Source organism: Sporosarcina sp. SAFN-015 (assembly GCF_059415085.1).
Genome location: NZ_JBPFDR010000001.1, coordinates 198,359 through 222,781 on the forward strand (window position 1 = coordinate 198,359; position 24,423 = coordinate 222,781).

At 39.7% G+C, this 24,423-nt stretch carries 11 protein-coding genes; 4 read left to right on the forward strand and 7 right to left on the reverse strand.

Annotation, left to right across the window (positions count from 1 at the left end; translation table 11 throughout):
* Nucleotides 1-54: 54 nt before the first annotated feature.
* Complete coding sequence (locus tag ACR65H_RS00905; protein ID WP_440498173.1) at nucleotides 55-2,916, reverse strand: VWA domain-containing protein; 2,862 nt, start codon at nucleotides 2,914-2,916, stop codon at nucleotides 55-57.
* Nucleotides 2,917-2,978: 62 nt separating this feature from the next.
* Between ACR65H_RS00905 and ACR65H_RS00910 the strand changes: the two genes are divergently transcribed.
* Entirely contained in the window at nucleotides 2,979-3,590 is a 612-nt protein-coding gene (locus ACR65H_RS00910) for an Ig-like domain-containing domain (protein ID WP_440498174.1), read from the forward strand.
* Between the two features lie 13 nt (nucleotides 3,591-3,603).
* Nucleotides 3,604-7,440, forward strand: a complete 3,837-nt coding sequence (locus ACR65H_RS00915) for an immunoglobulin-like domain-containing protein (protein ID WP_440498175.1) — start codon at nucleotides 3,604-3,606, stop codon at nucleotides 7,438-7,440.
* A 48-nt stretch (nucleotides 7,441-7,488) separates the two neighbouring features.
* On the opposite strand, the gene ACR65H_RS00920 is transcribed toward ACR65H_RS00915, so the two are convergent.
* The 3 genes from ACR65H_RS00920 to ACR65H_RS00930 all read right to left on the reverse strand — a co-directional run bounded on the left by ACR65H_RS00920 (nucleotide 7,489) and on the right by ACR65H_RS00930 (nucleotide 15,103).
* Nucleotides 7,489-9,897: an RCC1 domain-containing protein gene (locus tag ACR65H_RS00920; RefSeq protein ID WP_440498176.1), complete on the reverse strand. Its 2,409-nt coding sequence runs from the start codon at nucleotides 9,895-9,897 to the stop codon at nucleotides 7,489-7,491.
* A gap of 17 nt (nucleotides 9,898-9,914) precedes the next feature.
* Nucleotides 9,915-11,951 (reverse strand): hypothetical protein, encoded by a 2,037-nt coding sequence (locus ACR65H_RS00925; protein WP_440498177.1) that lies wholly within the window; start codon nucleotides 11,949-11,951, stop codon nucleotides 9,915-9,917.
* 227 nt (nucleotides 11,952-12,178) lie between these two features.
* A complete protein-coding gene (locus ACR65H_RS00930) occupies nucleotides 12,179-15,103 on the reverse strand; it encodes a carboxypeptidase regulatory-like domain-containing protein (RefSeq protein WP_440498178.1) in 2,925 nt (974 codons plus the stop codon).
* Between the two features lie 781 nt (nucleotides 15,104-15,884).
* Between ACR65H_RS00930 and ACR65H_RS00935 the strand changes: the two genes are divergently transcribed.
* Nucleotides 15,885-17,390 (forward strand): S8 family serine peptidase, encoded by a 1,506-nt coding sequence (locus ACR65H_RS00935; protein WP_440498179.1) that lies wholly within the window; start codon nucleotides 15,885-15,887, stop codon nucleotides 17,388-17,390.
* 130 nt (nucleotides 17,391-17,520) lie between these two features.
* The gene (locus tag ACR65H_RS00940; RefSeq protein ID WP_440498180.1) at nucleotides 17,521-18,786 is read left to right on the forward strand and encodes a transglycosylase SLT domain-containing protein; all 1,266 of its coding nucleotides are present in this window, start codon (nucleotides 17,521-17,523) and stop codon (nucleotides 18,784-18,786) included.
* A 123-nt stretch (nucleotides 18,787-18,909) separates the two neighbouring features.
* Here the strand turns inward: ACR65H_RS00940 and ACR65H_RS00945 are convergent, their stop codons facing one another.
* The 3 genes from ACR65H_RS00945 to ACR65H_RS00955 all read right to left on the reverse strand — a co-directional run bounded on the left by ACR65H_RS00945 (nucleotide 18,910) and on the right by ACR65H_RS00955 (nucleotide 24,362).
* Nucleotides 18,910-21,750, reverse strand: coding sequence for a S8 family peptidase (locus ACR65H_RS00945; protein WP_440498181.1), 2,841 nt, complete (start codon nucleotides 21,748-21,750; stop codon nucleotides 18,910-18,912).
* 126 nt (nucleotides 21,751-21,876) lie between these two features.
* Nucleotides 21,877-23,178, reverse strand: coding sequence for an S-layer homology domain-containing protein (locus ACR65H_RS00950; protein WP_440498182.1), 1,302 nt, complete (start codon nucleotides 23,176-23,178; stop codon nucleotides 21,877-21,879).
* 173 nt (nucleotides 23,179-23,351) lie between these two features.
* Nucleotides 23,352-24,362 carry a hypothetical protein gene (locus ACR65H_RS00955; protein WP_440498183.1) on the reverse strand — a complete coding sequence of 337 codons (1,011 nt, stop codon included), beginning with the start codon at nucleotides 24,360-24,362 and terminating at the stop codon, nucleotides 23,352-23,354.
* Between the last annotated feature and the right edge of the window lie 61 nt (nucleotides 24,363-24,423).

Below are 24,423 nucleotides of genomic sequence, written 5' to 3' on the forward strand. Positions count from 1 at the left end.
CTGTCTCTCGGAGGGAGAAACTTCTTGCTCCTCCCCCTCCACCTCCTCAGTCGTTTAATGTGCTTCGAAAATCAGATGCTCCGGTGCATATTTGTTGAGAATTTCCGAGAACAGTGCCGGGCTTTCCATTAACCGTTTCACGGAATAGAAACCTGGTGGAATATCATTCATCGGCGTGTAATCTAATGGATAAGACGTATAGATTCGCTCAAGTTCATCGCCTGTTGCATTATAGGCAATAACCTCTACGTAATCGCCGACTTCGATGCCCATGCGACTTACAAGGAAAGAGTTTTCTACAGCAGTCGCAGGCAACATTTTGCCATTGACGCTCACATTGACCCTTTTTACAGCGGAATCCGTTTCGATTTTCCCGCTCATTAACGAACCGGATGTCGTAAAGGTCAACTTCCCAATATATTTTCCTGGTACAACAATACCGATGTTTGCAGGATCATATAACGCCATAATTTCATTGTAGCGGTCGTTGTTTTCCACAAAATCGGCCAATGTCTTAACGCCTTGTACCAATTCATTTTCTTTCTTCACTTCTACGTTGATCGTCTTGACGAAACCACCTTCTGCAGTTTCTGCAATAATCGATGTAGTACCGATGCCGATTGGCGTTACAATCCCATTCGTGACGATAGCTACAGCCGGGTCAAGCGTTCTCCAGTTCACTTGCTGGTTTTGAGCGGTTGTCGGCAATACACGATAGCCGATCGTCGCTTTTTCAGGATTGAACGCTGCGCTCTTCTGGATGAATACTAGGTTTGTCTGGTCAACTTCCAATGAGGCAACAGCATCCGGAGAAGCCCCACCCGCAAATACGTTCACGGTATACAACTTGCTAGTAATTCCATCACTTGCCGTGACAAGGATCTTCACTTGTGCCGTTCCATCATCCCTCAGCATATTTCCCATAACTGTTACTTTTGCGTGTAAATGATCTTTTGCTCGAGCATCGACCTTCAATTCCCTAAGAGGACCTACTATCGTTTCCGAAGGAATTGCATGATTGTAATAATTTAGCACCGATGGTGAGAATGCTCTGACCGGAATATCATTGATCGCCAAATAGTTCAAATCCGCCTCTGAAGAAACGTCTTGTTCAATAAGGGTGTTCCATTTCACTGAACCGGACCATGGTTGGTACTCTACTATTCTTCCTCCAACTTCTAATGTGTTGAATGTGAAACCAGACCCTTGAACACGTATCGGCGTTTTGCCGGTTAACAGCACTTTATGTCTGTTTTTCGCCCCGAAATTGTATCGGCTATAGTCTTGCATATAGTTTTGCGAGAGATCGCTATATTGCGCATGAAATTGCTTGTCACCTAACTGGCTGAAATTGCCGTCGACACGTAGAACACCGTCTGTCAAATGAGCTTGATCGTTCATCGGTGTGCCGAGATGACTATAAACACGTCCCGCATGATTGCGAGGGCTTTCCATACTGAAGTTACGGTGCACATATACATAATCTCCGTCACCTTCGCCATAATCCGCCACATTCGTATCCATCGACCCTTTGATCATCGTCAACCAACCGTCTTTAACCGTGTAGTCGCCGAAGATGCGGACTGTGCCGTGGTTAACGAAAAGTTGTCCACTTTTTTGAAGCACATTTCCGTTCTTTGTCGTTTCAAGCATTTGGCCGGCAGACCCGACTTGCACAACTCCGCCACCGACATCCAATGACCTATTTGTCAGAAATTCTTCGTCAAGCAACGGGCCGCCTGCAAGCGTCAAGTTGCCATCAATGAGCAACTCTCCCTGTTGTACATTGAATCGGCCTTTTTGTGTGACATTCCCAGTTACATGGATTGCACCGCCGCCCATTTCAACTTTTCCTTCTTGATTTAATACGCCATTGACCTTTAATGCGTATCCGTTCAAGTCAAGAGATCCACGGACAGTCTGATTATATGCCCCTTCAATAAGAATTTCTGGAGCAGCCTTTCCATCGTAATCTCCGTTCACGCGCACAATTCCATCTTGCGTAAACGATTTTTTTACAAGTAGTTGGCTATTATTCAATTGAATGCTTGCCCCTGCATTTTGTTCAAGATTAGCAGCTGTCACTTGTCCACTCACTGCACGAAGCTCCGAGCAAGACAATTGAACAAGGCTGCCGTCAACTGACAAATTATATCCATTCAAGTCAAGCTTCATATTTTCTTGAAGTACAAGGTCACCTGTCATATGCAAGTCTTTCGTTAACGTCCAATTGCTCGGGATTTTCGGCTCCCGTAAATCTTCAATCATTAAACGGATCTTTTGAAAAACTGTCGTCAGTTGATTGGCGTTAATGGCGTGGAAGTATTGTCCACCTGTCTTTTCTGCGATACTCGTTAACAACGATACTGGAATTTTGCTCGATTCACCTAATCCAATCGTATATGTACGTACGTTTTCATTTCTTGCTTTTTCAGCTAATTGCAATGAAATTGTATTATTTATGGAATGGCCATCCGAAAGCAGAACTATGATTTTATGGTTGTCTCTGCTTTGCATCTTTAGTTCTTGTAAAGCTAGGTCCAATCCCGCACTAATATCCGTGCCACCGGTTGGTGTAAGACTGTCAAGAGCCGCGTCGATTGCGAATCGATTATTCGTCAACGACTGGTGAATAGTTGCAGCATCGTTAAAGCTGACGACCGATACTCTGTCGTATTCATGTAATTCATTCACCATATTCTTCGCCGCTTGAATTCTTATATCGGAAGGATCCGTCTCCAACATGCTGCCAGAATTGTCGATGACGAACACAATATCGAGTCCTCTGTTCGGACTGCATGCCTTATCAGAATTCATCTCTTGCGCATTGATATGAGCTAAACTTGGCTGGAATAATGCCGATATGATAAACAGTAAGCTCATCATTAAGATGTACAGTCCCTTGTTCTTTTTCATACGTCCCTCTCCCCTGAAAATTTATATTTAGGTATTTACACTATTTAAAGGAGTCTACTATCTTGAAAAAAATAACTATTGTAGTGCTATCTATACTTTTCGCCTTTACGATTACCGCCTCTTCACACGCAGTAAGTTTTACATCGGAATCGACACATGATCCAGAAAAACCTTGGACCATTAGTTTCAGTCAAAAAATCGATTCAGAATCTATGGGACCTGATCATGTATACATAACGACTCCTTCCGGAGAAAATCATCCTGTCTCTTTAACTATATCGGACGATTTGGAAAAGATTATAGTGAAACCTGAGAAAAGATATGCCATTGGAACGAATTATCGGTTGACCGTTTCGAAATCAGTCACTTCAGCTGAAGGGAAGCCCTTGAAGGAAGATGTTGTTAAAGACTTTATATATACAGGGATTTATATTCATGTCATTCAAGCGGAACTTAATCCACTCGCAACAAACGTAAAGGTGCAGACAGAAGCAACCGTTACATCGCTAACAATATCTGTGAATGGCGGTGTTGAACAGCCGATGATTGGATCTGGGAAGACTAGTTTCTCTAGAGGTATCCAAGGATTGGCTGCAGGGGACGAGCTTTTCATCAAAGCATATGACAAGAACGGTAAATTATTAGAAGAACAAGTTTTTGAAGTGACAGAATGAGGAGGTTCACCTAATGAAAAAGACGATTCATATATTGATGATTCTATTTTTAACTTTGTTCACGATACAACCATCCCCTATCATAATGGCAGCCGAAAGCTTCCCTGGCAGCATTTCACTTGATTCCACAAATGGAACTATAGCCGTCACGGTCAATGAAGCAAATTTGGATATATCCCTTCATTATCGGGATAACGGTGAACAAGTAGGAAGCAGGAAAACGAGCGACAGTGCAAATCAACGTTTTGAATTTACAGATTTGACACCAGGAGTATACTTTGTAAAAGCTGAAAAAGATGGCGAAGCAAAGACATCTGCCGATTATACAATTCTACCACCTGCACCAGTAGATATTGAAACGATTAAAGGCATCAACTCTATTACTGTTAAAAAAGGGATTGTCGGTGCTACAGTAACACTCTACAATCCTACAGTGAAGCAATTCCCGCAATCTGTAGAAATCAATAATTCTGGTCAGGCAGTATTCCATGACCTTCCTGTAGCAAAAGGGTATCAATTGAAACAATCTGTCAGAGGGGCAGAAAGCGCATTCTCTGAAAGCCTTGCAATCTATCCGAATAAGGTGACTGTGAAGGTTTTGAAACATAGTGGCCCTTTCAACACGGATGGAGAGTTGGAAGTGACCGGAACGAAAGCCGGGAATACGTTACTTCTATATAAAGGAACGACATTAGTGAAAGAAGGAAAAGTAACCGATCTGAATCGATACATTTTTACAGGATTGAGTTCCGGCAAATATTATATTAAGCAAGTTGAAAACGGACTCGAAAGTGATTATCAAGACGAAGTAATTGAAATTGCTGATCAGGAAGCCCCAGCAATTACGCTCGTCGGTTCTACGAATCATGAAGTGACGTATCCAAATTTGTATGTAGAACCCGGCTGTATTGTAACTGATAATGAGGATCAGAATCTCACTTGTGCAGCAACGACGATTCCGGCTGAAGTGGGTGCAGATGGAAAGCATTATAATCCACCCGGTGTATATATCATCACGTATACCGCAACTGATTCTAAAGGCAATACATCAACAGCAGAGCGGATTGTCACTGTTCTGCCAAACGTCATTGAAATGCAGGCTGTGCATACGACACCAGAAAACTCTCCTGTGCCAAATCAACGATCAACAGGAGATATCATTGTAAAGAACGCCATACCTAAAGCGACTCTATATCTTTATCAAGAACCTGATACTCTAATTAAAACAATCACAGATTCGAATGAAGCCATCTATACGATTTCAGGTGTGCCCGTCGGACGGAATTATTATGTCATCCAAGAATTAAATAACGTGAAGAGTAAGCCTTCCCTTCGATATGAAGTAAAAGATACGACTCCACCACGTTTGAAGGTAAACGGAGAGAAAACAATTAAATTAGTCGTTGGTGACACATACAAAGAAGAGGGTGCGACTGCGACGGATAATGTAGACACATCTGGAGATTTGCCCATCTTAATCGGCGGAGATGTGATCGATACATCAAAGCCGGGACTGTATGTTGTTAGTTATAATACACGAGATCAAGCAGGCAACTTCGCTTGGACGGAAAATGATCCGGATGTCGTAAAAGAATTGTACAAGCGTACGGTCATCGTGTCACCAAAAAGTGTGACCGCAATCGGAAGTACAGCTGATATGGGAGAAGTGGGCGTGAAAAACATTTTTCCCGGAACTGCGAACAATCGGACAAAAGTGACTTTGTATGAACTGTCTACTGCTGGTGTTACCGAGAATACAAAGGAAATAGAATCCGCCTTTGTGACACCTCTCGAAACGACGTTTACTTTTAAAAACGTCAAGCCAGGTACCTACTACGTGACACAAACGGTCAATACGTTCGAAAGTGGACCGTCAAATATCGTAGAAGTCATTGATACCGATCGCCCACACATCACATTAGAAGGTCCTGACAAATTGTCATTTGTATGGAATGAGGAACAACTTCCTTATTATCAATACGAAAAAACTTTGGATCTATATTTATTCAAAGATCCAGGCGCGACTGCATCGGATTACTTGGAAGGGGATTTGACAGGGAAAATCGAACGGACTATCGATCCGGATATATGCACTGATCCCGATTGCATAAACGCATTCCCTTCACCAGGTACGTATACAATTACGTATAGTGTAAAAGCACAAAACCGTAATTCAGCAGCCGATGATAAGATTCGGACAGTTACCGTCTCACCGCCAAAACCTTTGCAACCGATGAGCAAGGTCGGTACAAATACGATAACGATTGGATCCGACACTGAAGTAGGAATCTTTAAGCATCCATCTACTGTCGTCAACTTGTACAACGCTTATGATCAATTAATGGCATCGAAAAAAGCCGCTGACGAAACTGCGGTAGAATTTACAGATGTGCGTGCTGGCTTAGCTTACTATGTGACACAAACTGTTAATGGCATCGAAAGCGCACCTTCCAACCCTGTGAATGTCAGTCTTTATGGGGATGCGGCAGAAATTGCTTTACTAAAAAATTTCGGTTTCCCGTCCTTGAATACTTTTGGAGTCATTAATCAATCTACTGGCGAAGTCCTTGTAACTGTTCCTACAGGTACAGATGTTACCGATTTACAAGCTTCATTTGAGATTGAGAAGGACGAAAATTCGAATGCCATCTTTACAGTCGATGACAAGGAGCAAATTAGCGGTGTGAGCGCACAAGATTTCACTGACCCTATCCGTTATTCGCTTTCTATAACTGGAAGTGAGAAAGCAAAAACGTATACGGTAAAAGTTGTTGTTGCGAGAAACGGATCTTCATTTTGGAAAGGAACCCAAATTAAAAATATTCATCTGACAGGCGAATCCCAACAAATTATTTTAACTTCAGCAGAAAAGTCGATTGCTGTTGAAAAAGGGATCAGTTATATGGCGGATGATGAAATTATTCATATTTCCTCCATCAATATGAAGGAAAGCCCGACGACAAACCTTACTATTCGAAAAGTCGATCCTAGCTCTTTATCAAAATTCAACGATCCCGAATGGTCGAAGAAAATGCCATACGCGATTGAAATCGGCTGGGGCGGGGAAAAGGAACGCTTTATGCAACCGATTGAAATCGAATTGCCAGCAGTCGAATTGATGAGCTTTGCAAAGATTAGCCGGATTAACGGAAAACTTTACGCTTTTATTCAACCAACAAGATACGGCGAAGATAATATGATTGGCATGATTTCAGAACCTGGAACATATGCATTAGTGAAATCATTGAACAGCCCATATTTCTCGGAAGTATATCAAAATGGCACTGTTGCTTATAGTATTCAACCTGATATGTCCACTGGAACTGTCTATTATACTACTAGCAGCCGGAACGTACGCTTTGACCAAAGCAGCAATGTCGATAGTTCCTCCGGTGGTTATGTACTTGATGGGGCATTGTCTGGACTATCTGAGTGGAGCGAATATGAAAATGTTCCGGTGACAACAGATTCGAAGGAGTTGTATACATTCGTAGTTCAAGACCAGATGGTTAGTCTAGTTCGAGGAATTGAACAGGAGCCTGCAACCCTTTGGAAGAAAGAGATTCAGAAAGTGGAGCGCCATAAGATCTGGGAGATTACTTTCAATGCGAAAGTGGACCCGAAAACCCTTCACTCGAACTCAATCCGACTGACAGATGATGCTACCGGCAAACAAGTCAAGATTTCACTTTCCCGAAGCGAAGATGGCAAATCCGTTTTTGTCGTGCCAGACAAACTGTATCAATCGGGTAAGCAATACACCTTATGGGTTGATAAGGAGTTAAAAGGCGATACGAAAAAGAGAGAGTTCCTGAAGCAACCGACGAAGCTCATATTCTCAGTAAGATAAATAATAAACAGCCTTTCAGTTGGATGTCCCAATTGAAAGGCTGTTTTGTTATAGTTCGATTTGGAATTTCATTTGTACAGGTTCTTTTATGTTCTCATTCGTATACTTCGCTTTCACTGTCGGTTCGATGAACAAGTAATACGTTGCCCCGCGTTTATATGTGTATGAACTAAGCGGATGGATTTCAAGCGTACTGTTAGCACCTAACTGATAACCGATCGGGAACTTGTTGCCTGCTTCATCTAGAATATAAACATTTTTTTCATTGATAGAACTCATTTCCGGCTCTTTGCCAAACTTTACATACCATGTCTTCGTCGGTGCCACCCCCGTTTTTGCTTTAAATTCTTTAAATCCGACACGGGGGAATGAAACTGCGTTAGGCTGTTGATGAACAGTGACAGTCAAGGTGGCCATTTTTCCTCCATCGACTGCGGATGCCGTAATGACTGCTGTCCCTTTGGAGTGAGCTGTCAATTTGCCTGCTTCCACACTTACAATAGAAGGTTTGCTTGACACCCAATTTACGTTTTTATTCGTCGCATTTGCAGGGCTAATGTATGCAGCAACAGTTTCTTGTTCCCCTACCATCAAGTCAAGATCAGGACCTTTGTTCAAACTGATGCCCGACACTGGAATTTTAGTTAGAACTTCTTCTGAGACAGTAAATGTATTTCGCGATATACCGGTAAGTGAATCTGTTTGAAGTCCGCTATTCAACGGATCATTTCGTTTCTCAGGAACAGCTCCTGTAAGAGAATCTCTTACAAAGAAGGAATAATAGTAATCGCCCGGTGCAAGAGTTCTAGTCAGTTTCCAAATATTATTCTTTTGTTTGATTAACGGTATTTCAATCCAATGATAATTTTCACCGAAGTTCCCTGCTACTGAAACGGATGCCGTTTTCGCGTCTAATTCTAACCAATTGATCGCATCGAAGCTGCTATACGTGAAGGTCACTTCTTTATTATCAATGATTGGCCCTACTGATGCATACGGGTCCACCTTTAGCACGCTGAACGTTCTTCCGAAATCATCAATCATCTTGTCCCGGTTCAACGGATCGACTGTCCAAGTTCCATTTACTTTGAATCCATAAAGGAATTCGCCCGGCTGTAGCTCAACTTGAAGCTCCCATACATTCCCGCCTTTATTGATCATCGGAAGGTCAATATTGTCGTTGAAACTGCCATTTACTTTGACATCTCCAGTTCCCGAATTCCCGATATAGCGGAACAACACTTGATTGCCTTGGACGAATGGAAATTCGTCCAATTTCATGACATCATCAATACCGGATACTTTCTGGAAGATCGGTAGCTTTGTCGTACTGTCAGATGATGCTTTATTCCATTTCCATACGGAGCCATCCGCCGCTACCGCGAGGGTGAAGCTGTCTGCTTCTCCCCCTCCACCGATCGCTACTGCATTATTCAGGCCGTTTATTTGGATAGGAGTTGTCCGATAGGATCCTGAACCAGACGTGTTTCTGCCCCATGTCCAGACAGTGCCATCCTCTTTGATGACGATGGTATGGTTATCACCTGCCGTGATTGCTGTCACGTTTTGGATACCTTGCACTTGGATCGGTCGAAGTTTCGTTTCGCGTCCTCCGTCTCCAAGTTGGCCATAAGAGTTGGAGCCCCATGCCCACACTGTCGTACGGTCCTGCTTTAAAGCAAGCGTATGATTATCGCCTGCGGCAATTTCCGCAATGTCGACCAATCCGGAAACTTTCATTGGAGTCGTATTGACATCAGTTGTTTCTCCATTTCCTAGTTGACCAACTGTATTGCGACCCCATGCAAAAACAGTACCGTCCCGTTTCAAGGCAACCGAATGCTCTGCCCCCGCCTCAATTGCTACGATATCCGAAAAACCATTCGAATTTGCAATGGCTTTCGGAGTAATCGAAGACATTGCACTAGTTGAATAGCCAAGCTGACCGTAAGCATTCCTGCCCCATGACCAGACAACTCCGCTTTCATCTACCGCCAATGTATGATTATCCCCTGCGGCAATTGCAACAATTTTAGGCAAATCCATGACGATAGTCGGGGCAGCGTTCTTTATATTTGCTGGACTATGACCCAACTGCCCAAAGGAGTTGCTTCCCCATGTCCAAACTTTACCCGATGCATCTAGGGCGACAGAGTGATTTCCTCCAGCTGCAATTGCAACGATATTCGACAATCGATTCCCGTCTGATTTCTGTACAGGTAACGGGTTAACAGAGTCCTCACTTACTTTTGCACCTAATTGGCCATACGTATGATTGCCCCAGCTCCATACGCTGCCATCTTCCTTCAAAACGATAAAATGATTCTTTCCTGCATCCACGACATTTTCGTGATTGATAATCCCATAAGCATCTACTTGCTGCGCAAAAGGCAAAAGCAAGGGGAGGATCAGTATCATCGTGATGACAATGTATTTTTCTTTCAATCGATTCAACAATCGGATTGCCCCCTATATCAATTCTCAACCGTGATCGGCATAGTGATTCTGTATGTTTTGTTAGCCACTGAGCCCTCGATGACAATATTCTTTGTCGCTTCTTCTAGCGGCAATCCTTCAATGAATAGATTGCCGATGGTGTCAATCCGTACATTGATTTCAGACGCAAATTCATTTCCTACTAGCTGCCAATTTGTGATGGAAGAAACCGTAGCACTATCCATCAGTGTGTCAAAGTAAAGTTGAACGCCTAGAGTACTCCAGTCGCTAGCATTGCTAATCAATGCACTTGGGTATAACAATTCGACAACTTCCATTTCCCCAGGTGCGCTTGAAGGCAATTCCTTTCCGGTTTCATTGATTTCAACTGACCCACCTGAACCTGTAAATATGATATCTGTTGCTGCGACACCCGGAGCGGTTTTTAATACACCAATTTTGGTTGTTCCTTTAAAGTTCAAGTGTGCTCCTTGGAATAATGTGACTTCACGATATTCACCTTCCAATGTCACTTCGCCAGTTCCACTGAGCTGAACATCGAGTTTTTTCACTGTATCCGAGTTCACGATTCGGACAGGGTTACGGTTTTCAAGAGCTAGTCCATATGGAGAAGTAAAGCCATACAGATAGATTGAATTGGAGCCGCCACTTGTTATTGTTGTCGTGCCAGTAACCGTCGTATCTTCCAAAATGGCCGTTCCGTTGTCACCGACATCCACCGTCAAGTTCCCGTCGATTTTCATATTGCGAAGGCGTACTTCAATGTCTTGTCCTTTCCCTAGAACGACATTGCCGATGAATGTATTAGCGACTTGTCCCTTACCTTCCAGGGTGATGCTTCGATCGATTGTAAGTGTGTCGTTTGGCAATCCATTCAGATCCATGCTGCCTTCAATTTTAATTGTCTTAAAGCCAGGATGTTCGAGTGCCATGATCAACTGTTCCTCATTGTAGACGGAGATTGTATCTCCTAATGAATAGATGACCCCAATCTTGTTATACTCACTAACCGGCAGCTGTTCAAAAACGGATTTTGACAGCTTTGCGTCTGACATTACATCATAGAGAGTTTTTTGTTGCCCAAAAGCTTTATCCGGTGTTTTGATATAGTCATTCATTGTAAACTCATTTTTCGAAGGGGTGCTTCCTTCTGCTGTCGGCTTCACTTTCACTTTGAAAGAGCGCTCTGTCAGCTTTCTGCCAAATTGATCAAATGCAGATAATGCAAATTCCCTACCGGCAGAATTACACACTTTTCCTTCTTTGCTGTCCGTACAGATCATTGCATCAATCCCAGCTTGTCCCATAGAAAATCCTTGCAAATCAGTTCGGCGATCTAAGTCACGATCGTGTTGAGAGGAACCATCAAACTTTACCTTTAACCTTGTTGCTGCAGGATCCGTCAAAACGTCAATATTTGTCAATGCAGGGTTGTTTGTTTCTTCCTCTGTCACGCCATTACGACGGTGGATCGTTTCAATTTTATTAATATGTAGTTTCGGCAAGTACAGGATGACATCGCGTGGTGCATTGTTTTTGAAAATATTTGTGTTAATCAGCTCTGTTTTTCCAGGCGTAGCAAATACCGATTTGAAGCCTGGAAGCAGGTCATGAAACTCAAATGGGAATTCATAATCCGTTAGTTGGTCAAAATAGAGTGCCCCTCTTGAGATGACTACTTTAAATTGCATCCCTTTGGAGTAATCGACGTATTCAAGGTTTTTAAAAGTAATCGTTAATTTATTGCCAGATGCGACTGCTGTTCTAATAATCGGCAAGGATTGTGGAGCCCCATCGACCAATTGGAAAACGTCTATTTTCCCAGCGTATTGAGTTGTTAAATCGCCGTCCGCAATGTTTTTGTCGAATGTAATCTCTAATTCTTTCGCACCTGTAAAACTATTGTAGACGGATGCGCTTTCCTTAAAGTCATATTCATATGGCTTTCTATCGGAAGTCAGTGCTGCTTTTGCATTAAAAACGAATGTCACGAGTCCGATCGCAACAATCACTGCGAAAACTGAAAAGATGTTCAATCTATTCTTTTTCTTCACGTTTGTGTACCTCCATTATTCTTTGTAGTCGAGTCGATCTGCATGACTTCCCATCCTTCCTGTATACTAGATTCTTTATTTACTTATGAATTTTGTAATGTACCTCTTTATTTTATCGGTAGGATTATGTGATTATTAAGCTATAACTTATGAACTTCATCAATAAAAAGACCGTAGACAAATTCCGATTTTGGCGGATTGTCTACGGTCTATTTTTGAAGGGTAAACTACCTGTGCATTGAGAAGCCTATTTCTACTTCATTTAAACTATCATGCTTTACTTCGTTTAAAAAGCCTGGTGAATTTGTGATTTCGTTAACGGGGATGATTTCACCTGTTAAACCAATCAGATTAAACACTTTCCAATAAGTACCTTGCACGTCATAAGGTACGGAAAACTCGCGAACCGGTACTGTTGAATCACCAAAGTATACAGCTACTTTTGCACCGGACAATGATAGGGCTTTACTATTTCCATAGTCCATATTTGAATAATCATGAATTTGGAACGTATAAATTCCATCTTTAATTTCGCTAATTGTAATTGTTTCTGGGCCATAGCTACTTCTATCGTCTCGGTCTAATGAAGCGCCGTTTTCCCGAATAAAGCTATCATTATTTATTTTATTCCAATAAAGATGGAACGTTTCGTCATTGCTACCTGGACCCCATAAATGTAAGTCTAGGTCTCGAGGATACTGATCCCATGTGAGTATGACACGAATTTCTGAAGCATTTAATAATTTACTAATTGTGTAGTTTTGATTAGTTTTATCTTCACGCTCAACAACCACTACTGTAAATTGTCCAGATACATAGCCTTCTTTGAATACTTGTGCTGTGTAAGTGCCTGCTGGTAATGTTGCAAAGTATTCGCCATTTGCATCCGTTGAAGTTGAAAAGCTAATTTCTCCTACTATATCGTTGCTGCCTTCCCTAAAGAAAATATCCGCATCGGCGATTTTGCTGCCGTCAACCGAATCAATAATTACACCAGATACAGTACCTACGTCCAACTCATTTGAGCCTGTTAAGTACACTGTGTTAATAGAAATGGTTTGTTGATCAGAACCTTCATGAACTTCAACATTTACAACTAATCTTTTAAAATTATCCTTAACGAAAGCTAATTTATATTGTCCTGGTGTTAAGCTTAAATTGTAGTCACCTTCAGCTGAAGTAAAGGTGTCGGCTACATAATTACCATTCTCATCGGTGACAATAATTTTTACATTATTTAAAGGTGTTGAAGTTTTACTTTCTAACACTTTACCTTTAAGCGCTGTTGGAATTCCATCTTCATCTGCAGTTACAACTACTTTTACACGTTTTGTGATGACTTCATCCTCACCATTATCATAAGTTACTTTAATGTAAGTAGTATCATTCCCATTTGCCGTTGACTTTGCAATCACTTTACCAAAAATAGTAACATCTGCAATGCTTGGATCTTCTGATTCGAATGTAATATTGTCGCTTGGTAATTCAATTGTTTTAATACGTTGACCGTGATCGATACCTTTAACCGCTAACGTTTTTTCTTGACCTGCTTCTACTGTAATTGAGTTGATTAATAAATCTTTTAAACCACACTTGGAAACTAACCCAAGATTTTTTGTGAGTAATGGAAGATTAACATTCCACAAACCATCGTCTTCATCACCTATTCGGGCTTCTCCCCACAATGAGATATCATGGCTGATTCGATAACAGAACTTCGTTGCAGAAACTTCCCCCTCTAAGCCAATTTTGTAAGCAGCAATTACATCAATACCGCCTAGTGTAAATTGTAGAACTTCTGCATCAAGATTAATACCAGGTCCGATTGAGCCTTCTAAAGAACCTGTTAACGCACTCAGGTTAGATGAAGCTTGAAGTACCGATTTATTGAAAGCGCTCCATTTACCGTCCGTTTTTTTAACACCGACATTATAATGTGCACTGTTAGAAACTTCATATTCAAGGTATACTTCACCGGAAGCACTGACAGCAAGGAAGAATTGTACACTTGCTCCCGCAATTTTACCACCCGCTGTTACTGGAATAGAAGGACCTAACGGAATTTTTTTATCGATAAAATCCTGAGATGAAGTTTGGAATTTAGCTGTTAAATTAGTCGCAATTCCGCTTGTTAATTCTAAACGATTAACTGATAACCATTTTGTATCATAATGAATTTTAGGCGCCGTTAATTGAATTTTACCACCTATTATGACTGTCTTATCTGAATCGGGCATCGAAATTTCAACATCGCTAAATGAAATGTATGGATTCGAACCACCACCAAATTCAATTGTACCTATAGTATTGCTTTGTAAGTTTCGAAGTGAATAAATTTCTCTGCCATCCGTTGTTGTTGACATACCTAAAATATTTTGATGAACAGATTGATCTAAAACTAAATCTTCTTGAGTAATATCAATTGTTTGAGAAAAATCTACATCGACTAAGACTTCCTCAATAGAAGGCTCGACTGTCGAAATAGTAATTTGATTGTTATTTCTGGAGATATTCACTACTTTTTTCGCCCAGCCGTTTGGATATTCTACTGTTGCAGGCAGGATAATAACTTGATTAACTCCAATGTTTAATAAGTTCGAAGATGGATTTACAAATGTAAATTCATTTTCTTCATATGGAGTAGGTACTAGTGAGTCTAAGGCTTGAGTATCTATAACCACGGTACCTTCTGTATAAACTACATCATTATTACTCTCTTGCCTTATTATAAACTCATCGCTGTTTTCAGTAGATGTAGAAGTATAGAAATCCATTTTTGTTTTTTGTTTTAACATTACTTGGTTTGCCGAATATACATCTTCACTTATATACAATGTATATTTTTCACTAGGAGCATACCCTTCCTTAGGCGCATTTACGATAAGTGTATCGCCATTGTTCACTCTGTAAACTTCTGTTTGCACCTTGTTCCCATTTTTATCCTCAACGTAAACACTGCTTTCTTTTATTGAAGAAATATCAACGTTGTCTCTGAACTTAATGGTCCATTGCTTATTCAGTGAGACATTTTGTTGTTCTGGATGTTCTTTCCAATCATTCGCAGTAGCTTGGCTAAATGATGGAGCTAAAAACAAGAATAAAGTGATGAATAAAAAGAATGCACCTAATTTGATAAAAATCTTTTTTCCCAATTTTACCCCCCCCTAGGTATATAGTATAATAAAGAATAGCTTTTGAACAGTCGGTTTTGAACGAAAAGTTTCATTTGTGTGGTTATTTCCGGAAAATTAATAGGAGGAGAGGATTATTACGAATACTCTATTTTACAGTAAGGATAAAATATTACACCTGGTCTTACTATCATTAATAAGCCCCATTATAATGATAATTCTATTAGGAGAACTAATAGAGATTGATTTATTATCTAAAATATTTCTTTTTTTGATTATTTATTTCTTTTTTGTTCAGTTAATCGTAAAAGGGAATTTAAGGTCTATCTCTTTTGAAGATAATAAAGTTACCCTCAAAAGACTACAATCAGAACATTATTTTTATAAAGATTTAGATGCATTCGTAATAAAGGTTGGTGCTCCTTATAAGTCTGAGACTAGTAAAACAAGGAGACATTTATCATTCGTACTTTATACAAAAGAAGGTCAAAAAATCGACATCCCTTATACAGCTTTTGCAAAAGATGCTTATCAAATTGGCTATTTACTAAAAATGAAAGCCCCACATATTTATATTGATTCAGTTTTTTTGCAATCACCCGAGGAATTCTATCAATTTCTAGAGAACTTAATACATTGCAATATTGATCCAAAACCCTTATTTCATGACCGTGTTAAACATTTTTCACCTAAAGAGAATATTGACATCAAAAGGATGAAGAGTAGAACGATCCCTTTTTTCATCCTACTTCTCTGTATACTTTTTGTCATTTCATTACTATTTTGAAAGAAGAGGATGCTATTGAAAAAAATATTAATGATAAGTTTATTGTTATTAATAATTCCCTTTAATACAATCAGTGCAGAAAAAAATTTAAATTATACACCCAACCAATTACTAGTCTTTACTGACGAAACTGCCTCAAATCTCAATATTAGTTCGTACTATACTACCGAAACTTTAACGACTAATGTGGAATTATTAACATTTCCACCATCAGTGGATATTGAGAATATAAAGGAACAGCTAACAAAGGATAATATTTACGTTGAATATAATTATTATCGTTATTTTGATTCAGATGATATCGATCCATATAAGGAAAGCAATTCACATTGGTGGCTTGAAAACTTACAAGCCGCGACTTTCTGGCCTTTATCTAAGCTACAAGTATATACGCCAACGATTGCCATTATAGATTCTGGCATAACAAAAAGACATGAAGATTTGTCGGAACAAATTATTTTGCCAAGCTTTAATGTTATCAACTATAATAACGACGTTTCTGATAACAATGGACACGGGACTATGATTGCCGGCATTATTGGAGCAACTTACAATAATAATATTGGGATTGATGGGGTAACTGGTCCATTTGATGTAAAGCTGTTACCTATCAAAGCTTCAAACTTCAGTGGGTCAATCACCGTATATGATTCGATTAGGGCAATTGACTATGCAATTGAAAATGGTGCAGATGTATTGAATTTAAGCTTTGGAGGAACAGGTTATTCGATGTTAGAAAATATGTCCATCCAAAAAGCCGTAAAAGCAAATATAAATGTCGTTGCATCTTCTGGAAACACGGCGCTGGGTACGAATGAACCAATTTATCCTGCGAATTATTTGAATGTAATTTCTGTGGGAGCGATTAATGAGCAGAACGAAATTGCTAACTTTTCAACATATAATAAAGGAGTAGATTTTGTAGCACCTGGCCATATGATTACTACAATTGATTTGAATAATCTTTATACTACAGTCTCCGGTACTTCCTTTTCTGCGCCAATGGTTGCTAGTTCTCTCGCAATGATTAAAGCACTTCTTCCACATAGCACCAGTGCCGAACGAGAAGAACTTCTAAAATTATCCACCGTCGATCTCGGCGATGCAGGTAAAGATGTATATTACGGAGAGGGATTAATTAATCTGGAAATGGCAGCAAACCAAGTTAGTAGTCATTTAGGATATAAAACCATATTTGGACGACTCTCTATAACGAATCCTGTCGAGTTCAAGAAAATGATTGTAGGAAATGATAAAGTATTCACGGTTACATTTAACGATACACTTTCTAGCAATAATAACTTTGAAGAGTCTATTATTATTTTTAATAAAAACTTCAATATTGTTCCAAACGAAACTTATAGCGTTTCTTTAAACTTAACTGACAATAGTAAACTAACAGTTGAGCCACGCACTACATGGGAATATGGCGATTACTATTTAGTACTATCAAATAAAATCACTAATGAGGCTGGTGATTTTTTGAATTCAAACTACAAACTTCAATTTACTGTTCAGTAACAAATATATTTCTAGGGACTATATGACTTTCATAGTTTTTCCTGGATTACTGAGCTCCTAGCAACGCTTGTACCAATATAGTAGTATGATAATCAAAGTTGTTTAATAAAGCGATGGGAGTTTGATAGAATTGAAACTACACTTGTTTAGGGTTGTTGTGTTCACTTGTTTGGTAATCGGTTTATTTTCTGGACAAGCACATGCGGAGTTCACATGGACAGCAAAGTGTGAAAAATATGGGGATATAGAACCTAATACAAATCCCTCGTATCAACATATGAACTGCTTACTTACAAACGCGGCTTTGGATGCGGAAATTCCTCCTGAAGTTGTGAAAGCGGTGGCGGCAAAAGAAAGCGGTGGCTGGAAACACTTCACCGAGAACGGTGAACCAATTATCTCCGCAGACAACGGCATTGGTTTAATGCAAATTACCAATCAGCCATCCTTCAATCAAGAAAGGTTGAAAAACGATATATACTACAATATCAACGCCGGCATTCAAATATTGAACGACATGTATGACCGCACAGCAACAGATCTTCCGAGCATAAAAGGCGCCGGTAGACAAGTCATTGAAAATTGGTACTTTCCTGTAATGGCTTACAATGGCACTAAACCTGTCAACAGTCCAATCATTCAACTAACCGGTGCAAGAAATATAGATGCTTATCAGGAAAAAGTTTTCGCTCTGATTGAAAAATCCAGCTTTCTAAGCAGCATTAAGCTGGCCCAGTTTCCATTTAGCCCAGATGATTTTCAATACGATCCAAACAGCAATAAAAATATAGATTTCTTAAAGAAGTCGTATATTTTGCCAGATACTCCCCATCTTTCAGCGTATTCTTTGAAACGTGGAGACAAAGTTATGGTGACGACTAATGTGAATATCCGGCCGGAGCCCAGTACTGCTAAACCAGGTATAATGCTTCCAAAAGATACGGTACTCATTATCACAGGAGATTTTACATATGATCTAAATACAAATAGCGTAAACCAGTTCGTATGGTATCCGGTGAAAACAACCGATGGAAAAGTAAATGATTATTATATTTCATCAGCTTACCTAACAAAGTTAGATGAGGGGTTACATTATAACAATTGGGAGGAAAAAACGAATATCGATCCTCATCATAATTGGACAATTCACTTCACGCATGAACTTGATGAAACGACTGTTAACGATACGAATATTTATGTACAGTATGATTTGCAAAAAATAGATTCACTAAAGGTATCACTTCTTGCCGATCAAAAATCCTTGAAAGTAGAAGCTCCTGAAGGTGGATATTTAAATGGAGAAACCTATTTTCTATACATTAATAAATCAGTGAGATCAAGGAATGGACAAGAATTGAAGCAGCCGATTAAAATGAAATTTACGATTAAAGATTAATCGTTCCAAGGCACCAGTGCTAAAAAGCCCATCGCTCGGGTTTCCGAGCGATGGGCTTTCATATGGTTGGTTTCCTATGGAGCAGATACAACAAATAGCATTGACACAGTAATGTGATTAAAACTATTTTGTTACAGTATTAAAACGCATTCTATATTTCTTTCCATTGTAAAGCTGAATTTCAATTACGTAGTGCTCCCCATACTCATAAGGAGTGAGCGGGTGAATTAACAATTGCTTAGCTTCATTCTTCTGTTCTATCCAAGTATCATGGACGGTCGTTCCTTTTTTGACGACAGCTTTGACAACCTCTTCAGGTTTAAATTCCCGATTAACTGTGACAGTCCAGACTTTATCGACAGGGATGTCAATCTTTGATTCGAAGTGGAAGTAATCGTCTTTGACAAATTGTCGATTCTCGACCAAGACTGTAGCTACTGCATTTTGAACAGGATAAATATCATTTTCATAATTAAAGCTCAATGTATACTTTCCATCGGGAACAGCTGGAGAAAATGTAAAGTCATTATCTCCCTGGACTGTTGTCTGCCACTGCTCACCATATTCATCCGTTAACGTTACACGGCTCCATACCTCCGTATCAAATGCTGGCTGGAATTCGCCTTGCTCCATCGCATAGCCGAGATAATCGTAGTAGCCTGAATTTGTGTAAAGAGTATTTCCAAATCCATCTTTGTATAAAATTTTTCCGCTTAATCCGTCTGCTAAATAATTGATAAGAAATTCGCCTTTTATTGTCCCGCCGTAGTTGAATACAGAATTCCTCAGTGCTGTTTGTTCATTAATATCGCGAAAGACGACAAGCTCCCTTTTGTCTTTTACGTAATGCGATAGTAAAGCGCGATAGTCCCCTTTTTTAATGCGGAATGTATTGCTGCCTTGTTCCAGTGCCTGATCCCCAACTTCAATGAATGGATCGAGTGACATATAAAGTCGTAAATAAGCATAGTCACCTGCCATGAAACCGTCCGCTCCAACTCCATCTGAATTACTGATGAAATTATATTCAAAGGTATTTTGCTCAGTAACAGCTAAGTTAAGCTCTTTCTCATTACCTGTAAACTCACTATAGAAGAAATCCTCCGAGAAGAAGTTTACTAAATGATTGCCTCTTTCGACGTACATAACAAGCTGTTCACTGTTCGGGGTCATAAATAACAGTGTTTTAGGCAAGAGCGTTCCCTTAAATGATAGCTGTATATTATTTTTATACATTGCATTTGGATTACTAGCTGACAACTTATTCTCGAATGCGATCTTTTGAATGGTTGTCGGTTCAAACATATGGTTGCCATTTGTAACTAACTCTCGTACATATAGTGGGGTGTCCCGATTTGCACTCTTCGCAACCGCTACAATATAATCTAATTTTTCTTTCAGTTCGTTAACATCCATACCGTCTATAACTGCAGTATCCCCAATTGAGCCCGAATGATAGAGTGGGGTAGCAGTCGGATGTAAGTTCTCATTCACTACCTCGCCATCTTTTATTCCATAAATGATTATTTCAAAAGAGGTATCCGAGCTTCCTCCGGTATCCTTTATAGAAAACTGATTCGTATGATTCGTAATTGTTATAGGAATCTGTTTATGAATTTGTCCATTATCAATACCTACTTCCATTGTATAGTTTCCACTTTCAATCTTATCAAATGGAACGGTCAACGCTTGAAAGCCATTTTGTGTAACCTTTCTTTGAGCAAGCTGCTGTCCACCTATTTTTACATATAACGTCTTCCCTACAGCGTTTTCAAGAATCACCTTTAGCTCAACTTTTTCAGCTTGTTGAGAATAAGCGTTTGGACTGATGACAGAAAGAGGTTCAGTAGACGTCACGTAGTTCGTTATATTGATTATTCCTTCACCGTAATAAATATCACGGCCAGTCTGCCATTTATCGTCCGTATACATAAAAAGGAGATCCTCGATATCCTCTTTACTAGCCTCCGAGTTTACGGATAAAAGCAATGCAGTCACCCCACTGACAAATGGAGCCGCCATCGACGTCCCGCTTTGTACTCCATAACCGCCGCCGATAATCGAGCTGTTTATGGATTCACCAGGAGCGGCTATATCAATACTCGTTCCAAAATTACTGAAATAGGCAGGTTGATCGTTTTGATTCGTCGCAGCAACTACAATTGCTTTCTCGTCACTTGCAGGATAGTAATGCTTTGTGTCAGCCTTATTGTTTCCTGCTGCTACAACGACTTGTACCCCTTTATTTACCGCATATTCAATCGCTTCTTTCATCATTGGGGATGGCCCTGGACCACCTAGGCTCATATTAATAACATGCGCTCCGTGATCGACAGCATATCGAATCCCTTTAGATATATTTAAATCGCTGCCCCGCCCTTGTCCATCCAAAACGCGGATCGGCATGATTTTCACATTATCTGATGTCGAGTCAACGACAATCCCGGATACGTGCGTGCCATGTCCATGGACGTCCATCGGATCAGAATCATTGGAGACAAAGTCGTAACCTCTTACCATTCTGTTTTTTAAAAAAGGATGATTATAATCGACCCCTGAGTCCACTACAGCTACAATAATTTCATTTGAACCCGATATTGAATTTGCTAGAACGGAAGAACCGATACGGTCCGGCCCCCACGAAAGCGGCGGATTATTCGACTGGAATGGATCTACGTACCGGATATATTCTTTTTGAACAAACTCAATCCGAGGGAACGGTGAAATCCTATATGGATTCGTCGACTCGAGAGCTTTCAATTGTGTATATTCAGCTTCCGGTATTGCTTCATATTCATAGTTTCCAAACCTATCAATCACTTTAACGATAACGTCACCAGTTTCGATAGGATCAGGTATATATTCGAAATCATCCACCTTTTGGCCCTCAGCAAAAACCCCATCCGGATGCAATAACATTGACAGTAGAGCAATAGGCAAGAAATAAGATAGAAGTCTATTCATTTTTTTCTCCTCTTTTAGTAGTACATTAATTATAGACTACGTGTGTAATGGCGGCTATACTGTTGATTCATTTAACAAATAAAAAAGACCCACGTATGCGGGTCTTCCTAATGCCACCCTATTTAATTACAAATTCCCTAATATCCCACTTAGCAAGCTATCTTTAATGCTTTTTTTCGATGCATTGTAAGAATCCGAGATACTCTTTACGGATTCAGTTGAATAGCCATTGCTAATAAGATCTGCAGCCATTGATTGTAAAACACTATTCATTGCTGCATCTGTACTGGCTTCAAGGTTATTGGCAGCACTTGAATATGAATTATATAATGAAGAAATTTTAATTTCTCCTCCTTTTCTTTTCAATTCATTATACTCATTTATCGCAGAATCTACGAGACTGTCAAGGCTACTGCTTGCACTATTTTGTATATCATCTAACAATGCCGCATATTTTTGTTCAATTTCTGCCTGTGTTAATTTTGCATCTTTATCTTTGGAAGGTTCGTTAGAAGAAGTCCCTTCGTTCCCGTTCGGCTTCGCAGATCCATTGTCACCAGGAGTACCTGGTTTTGAACCGCTATTTTGGTCAGTCTTTCCGTCCGATGGATTACTTCCATTTTGCCCTGCATCTTTGTCTGGTTGTGAGCTACCGTTTTGATTATCCTTACCACCTGGTTGATTGGGTTGCCCGGTCGTGTCCTTATTTTCATTTGGTTCCAATTCCGGCTTTGTCTCTTCATTCTTTGGCAATTCTTCATTTGGTTGTGATGGTACTTCGTTCTTTCCGAGAGCTTCCTTTTCGCAACGAATAACAAAAGAAGCCAATTGCCCACGCGTTACATATTCACCGGGTGAAAATGTTGTTGCAGACGTCCCACTAGTAATTTGATGTGTAAGAAGTGCTTGAACATAGCCTGCATACCAATTTGTTGATTTAACATCTACAAGGCGTGTTTCTCTAAATGGTTCTTCTTTGAATCCAAAACCAACGGCAAGGATTTTCGCCATTTGGGCGCGTGTCAAAGGGTTTCCTGGTTTGAATGTTTTGTCTTCATAACCCGAAATAATACCTTTGTTGACAAGGACCGCAATCGCTCCATAGTATTGACTTTCCTTGGACACATCCATAAGGCCTGGATCTTTTACGTTTTGTGTATCTAGGTTAAGGATTTGTGCAATGATTTTAGCTGCTTGTCCTCGTGTCACTTGTTGGCCAGGTTTGAATGTTCCGTCCGGAAAACCTTTCACGATACCTCTTTCTAGTAAATTTTTGATAGCTTCTTTATGTTGATTGTTCGTAATGTCGGACATCGCTAACTTAGATGCTTCGGATTCCAATGGTGCTACTGCTACAATAGTTCCTGTTGCGACAGCTGCGGCAAGTGTGGCTCTGAATAATTGTTGGCGTGAAAATTGTTTTTTCATTTGCTTCCCCCATAATGCATATTGCTTAATATTATCTATAGTTATATTCTAACACAGGGGTGGACATTCCGTGAAAAAACTAAATATTGAACTAAAAAAGAACCAGCTAATTGGCTAGTTCTTTTACACTAAATATCGACCAAAAAAAATTGACTTAATTTTACTATAGAATTTCAATCTAATTGACTTTGAAAGGATATTTCAAAATCATATGTTTTTACATTTTCAGGATTTTCAGCTTCATAACCTGTTAATGTAATAGAAATCGTTTTACCATCTAGATCAGCTAGTCTTACGTTAGACATAACTGTCTCTCCAGTAAGTTCAGTAATTTCTTTCTTGACAGCTGTCTCAACGTCAGTAATGAATGAAGCATCTACAGAAAGTCCTTGTAAGACGAAAAATTCTAAAGCTGGTTTAAGTATTTCCGCATAAATGCCCTTCACTTCAGATAAAGAGGTACTTAATCCATTGGAAACCGTTAAAACATGATTGTTTCCGACATATACAGATAGTTTTGTAAGGTAATCAACAATATAGTCTTCAAATGTAACTTCATTAACAACTAATGTACCTCTTTTTCCAGTTAAATCAACTTCTAGAAGCAATGAACCGTCAGTCTGCTCAGAAACTTTAGCAACTTCAACCTTTTCCCCACCAACAGTTACATTAAATTGTTTTGCTGTTGGTGTAGAAGAGGGGGGGGCATCAGACTTTACTGTAATACTTGATTTGGTTACTGCAGAAATTGATAGAACTTCAAAAGCTTTGTCACCCACTATCTCTTCAGTTATTGGTTTACCTTCTTCGTCAAATCCTTTAAAAAGTTCGAAGGTCGATAACGTTTCATTAGAAATAGCTGCAGCATCTTCAATCGCTGCAGAGGTATTACCATCATTTTGATAGACAGCAATTGCATAGTCTATAAGAGAGATGTATTTACTTTCTGATGCGATTGCTGATACCGAACCATCAGCTATAAAATCATACAATTGATCACCAGGACCTTTGTATTGTGCAATTGCATAATCAATTAGTGAGATAGAGTAGTTTTTCTCACCCATTTTAACAACAATCTGATCAACTGAAGCTTCAGCCGCTGAAGAAGGTGCTGGTGCGACAATTGACGCCGTAGCCAGCGCAGCGACAAACGCAGTTGAAAGTACTTTATATGATAGTTTCATTAAACAAGCCTCCTATATGTTTTGCTCATAAAAATCGTTATAAAACAAGCCGGCAATGGCC

What these genes read in the sequence shown, in the direction of transcription:
- ACR65H_RS00915 (WP_440498175.1), top strand. Translation starts at nt 3,604, where the DNA reads ATGAAAAAGACGATTCATATATTGATGATTCTATTTTTAACTTTGTTC.
- ACR65H_RS00955 (WP_440498183.1), bottom strand. Translation starts at nt 24,362, where the DNA reads ATGAAACTATCATATAAAGTACTTTCAACTGCGTTTGTCGCTGCGCTG.
- ACR65H_RS00945 (WP_440498181.1), bottom strand. Translation starts at nt 21,750, where the DNA reads ATGAATAGACTTCTATCTTATTTCTTGCCTATTGCTCTACTGTCAATG.
- ACR65H_RS00905 (WP_440498173.1), bottom strand. Translation starts at nt 2,916, where the DNA reads ATGAAAAAGAACAAGGGACTGTACATCTTAATGATGAGCTTACTGTTT.
- ACR65H_RS00950 (WP_440498182.1), bottom strand. Translation starts at nt 23,178, where the DNA reads ATGAAAAAACAATTTTCACGCCAACAATTATTCAGAGCCACACTTGCC.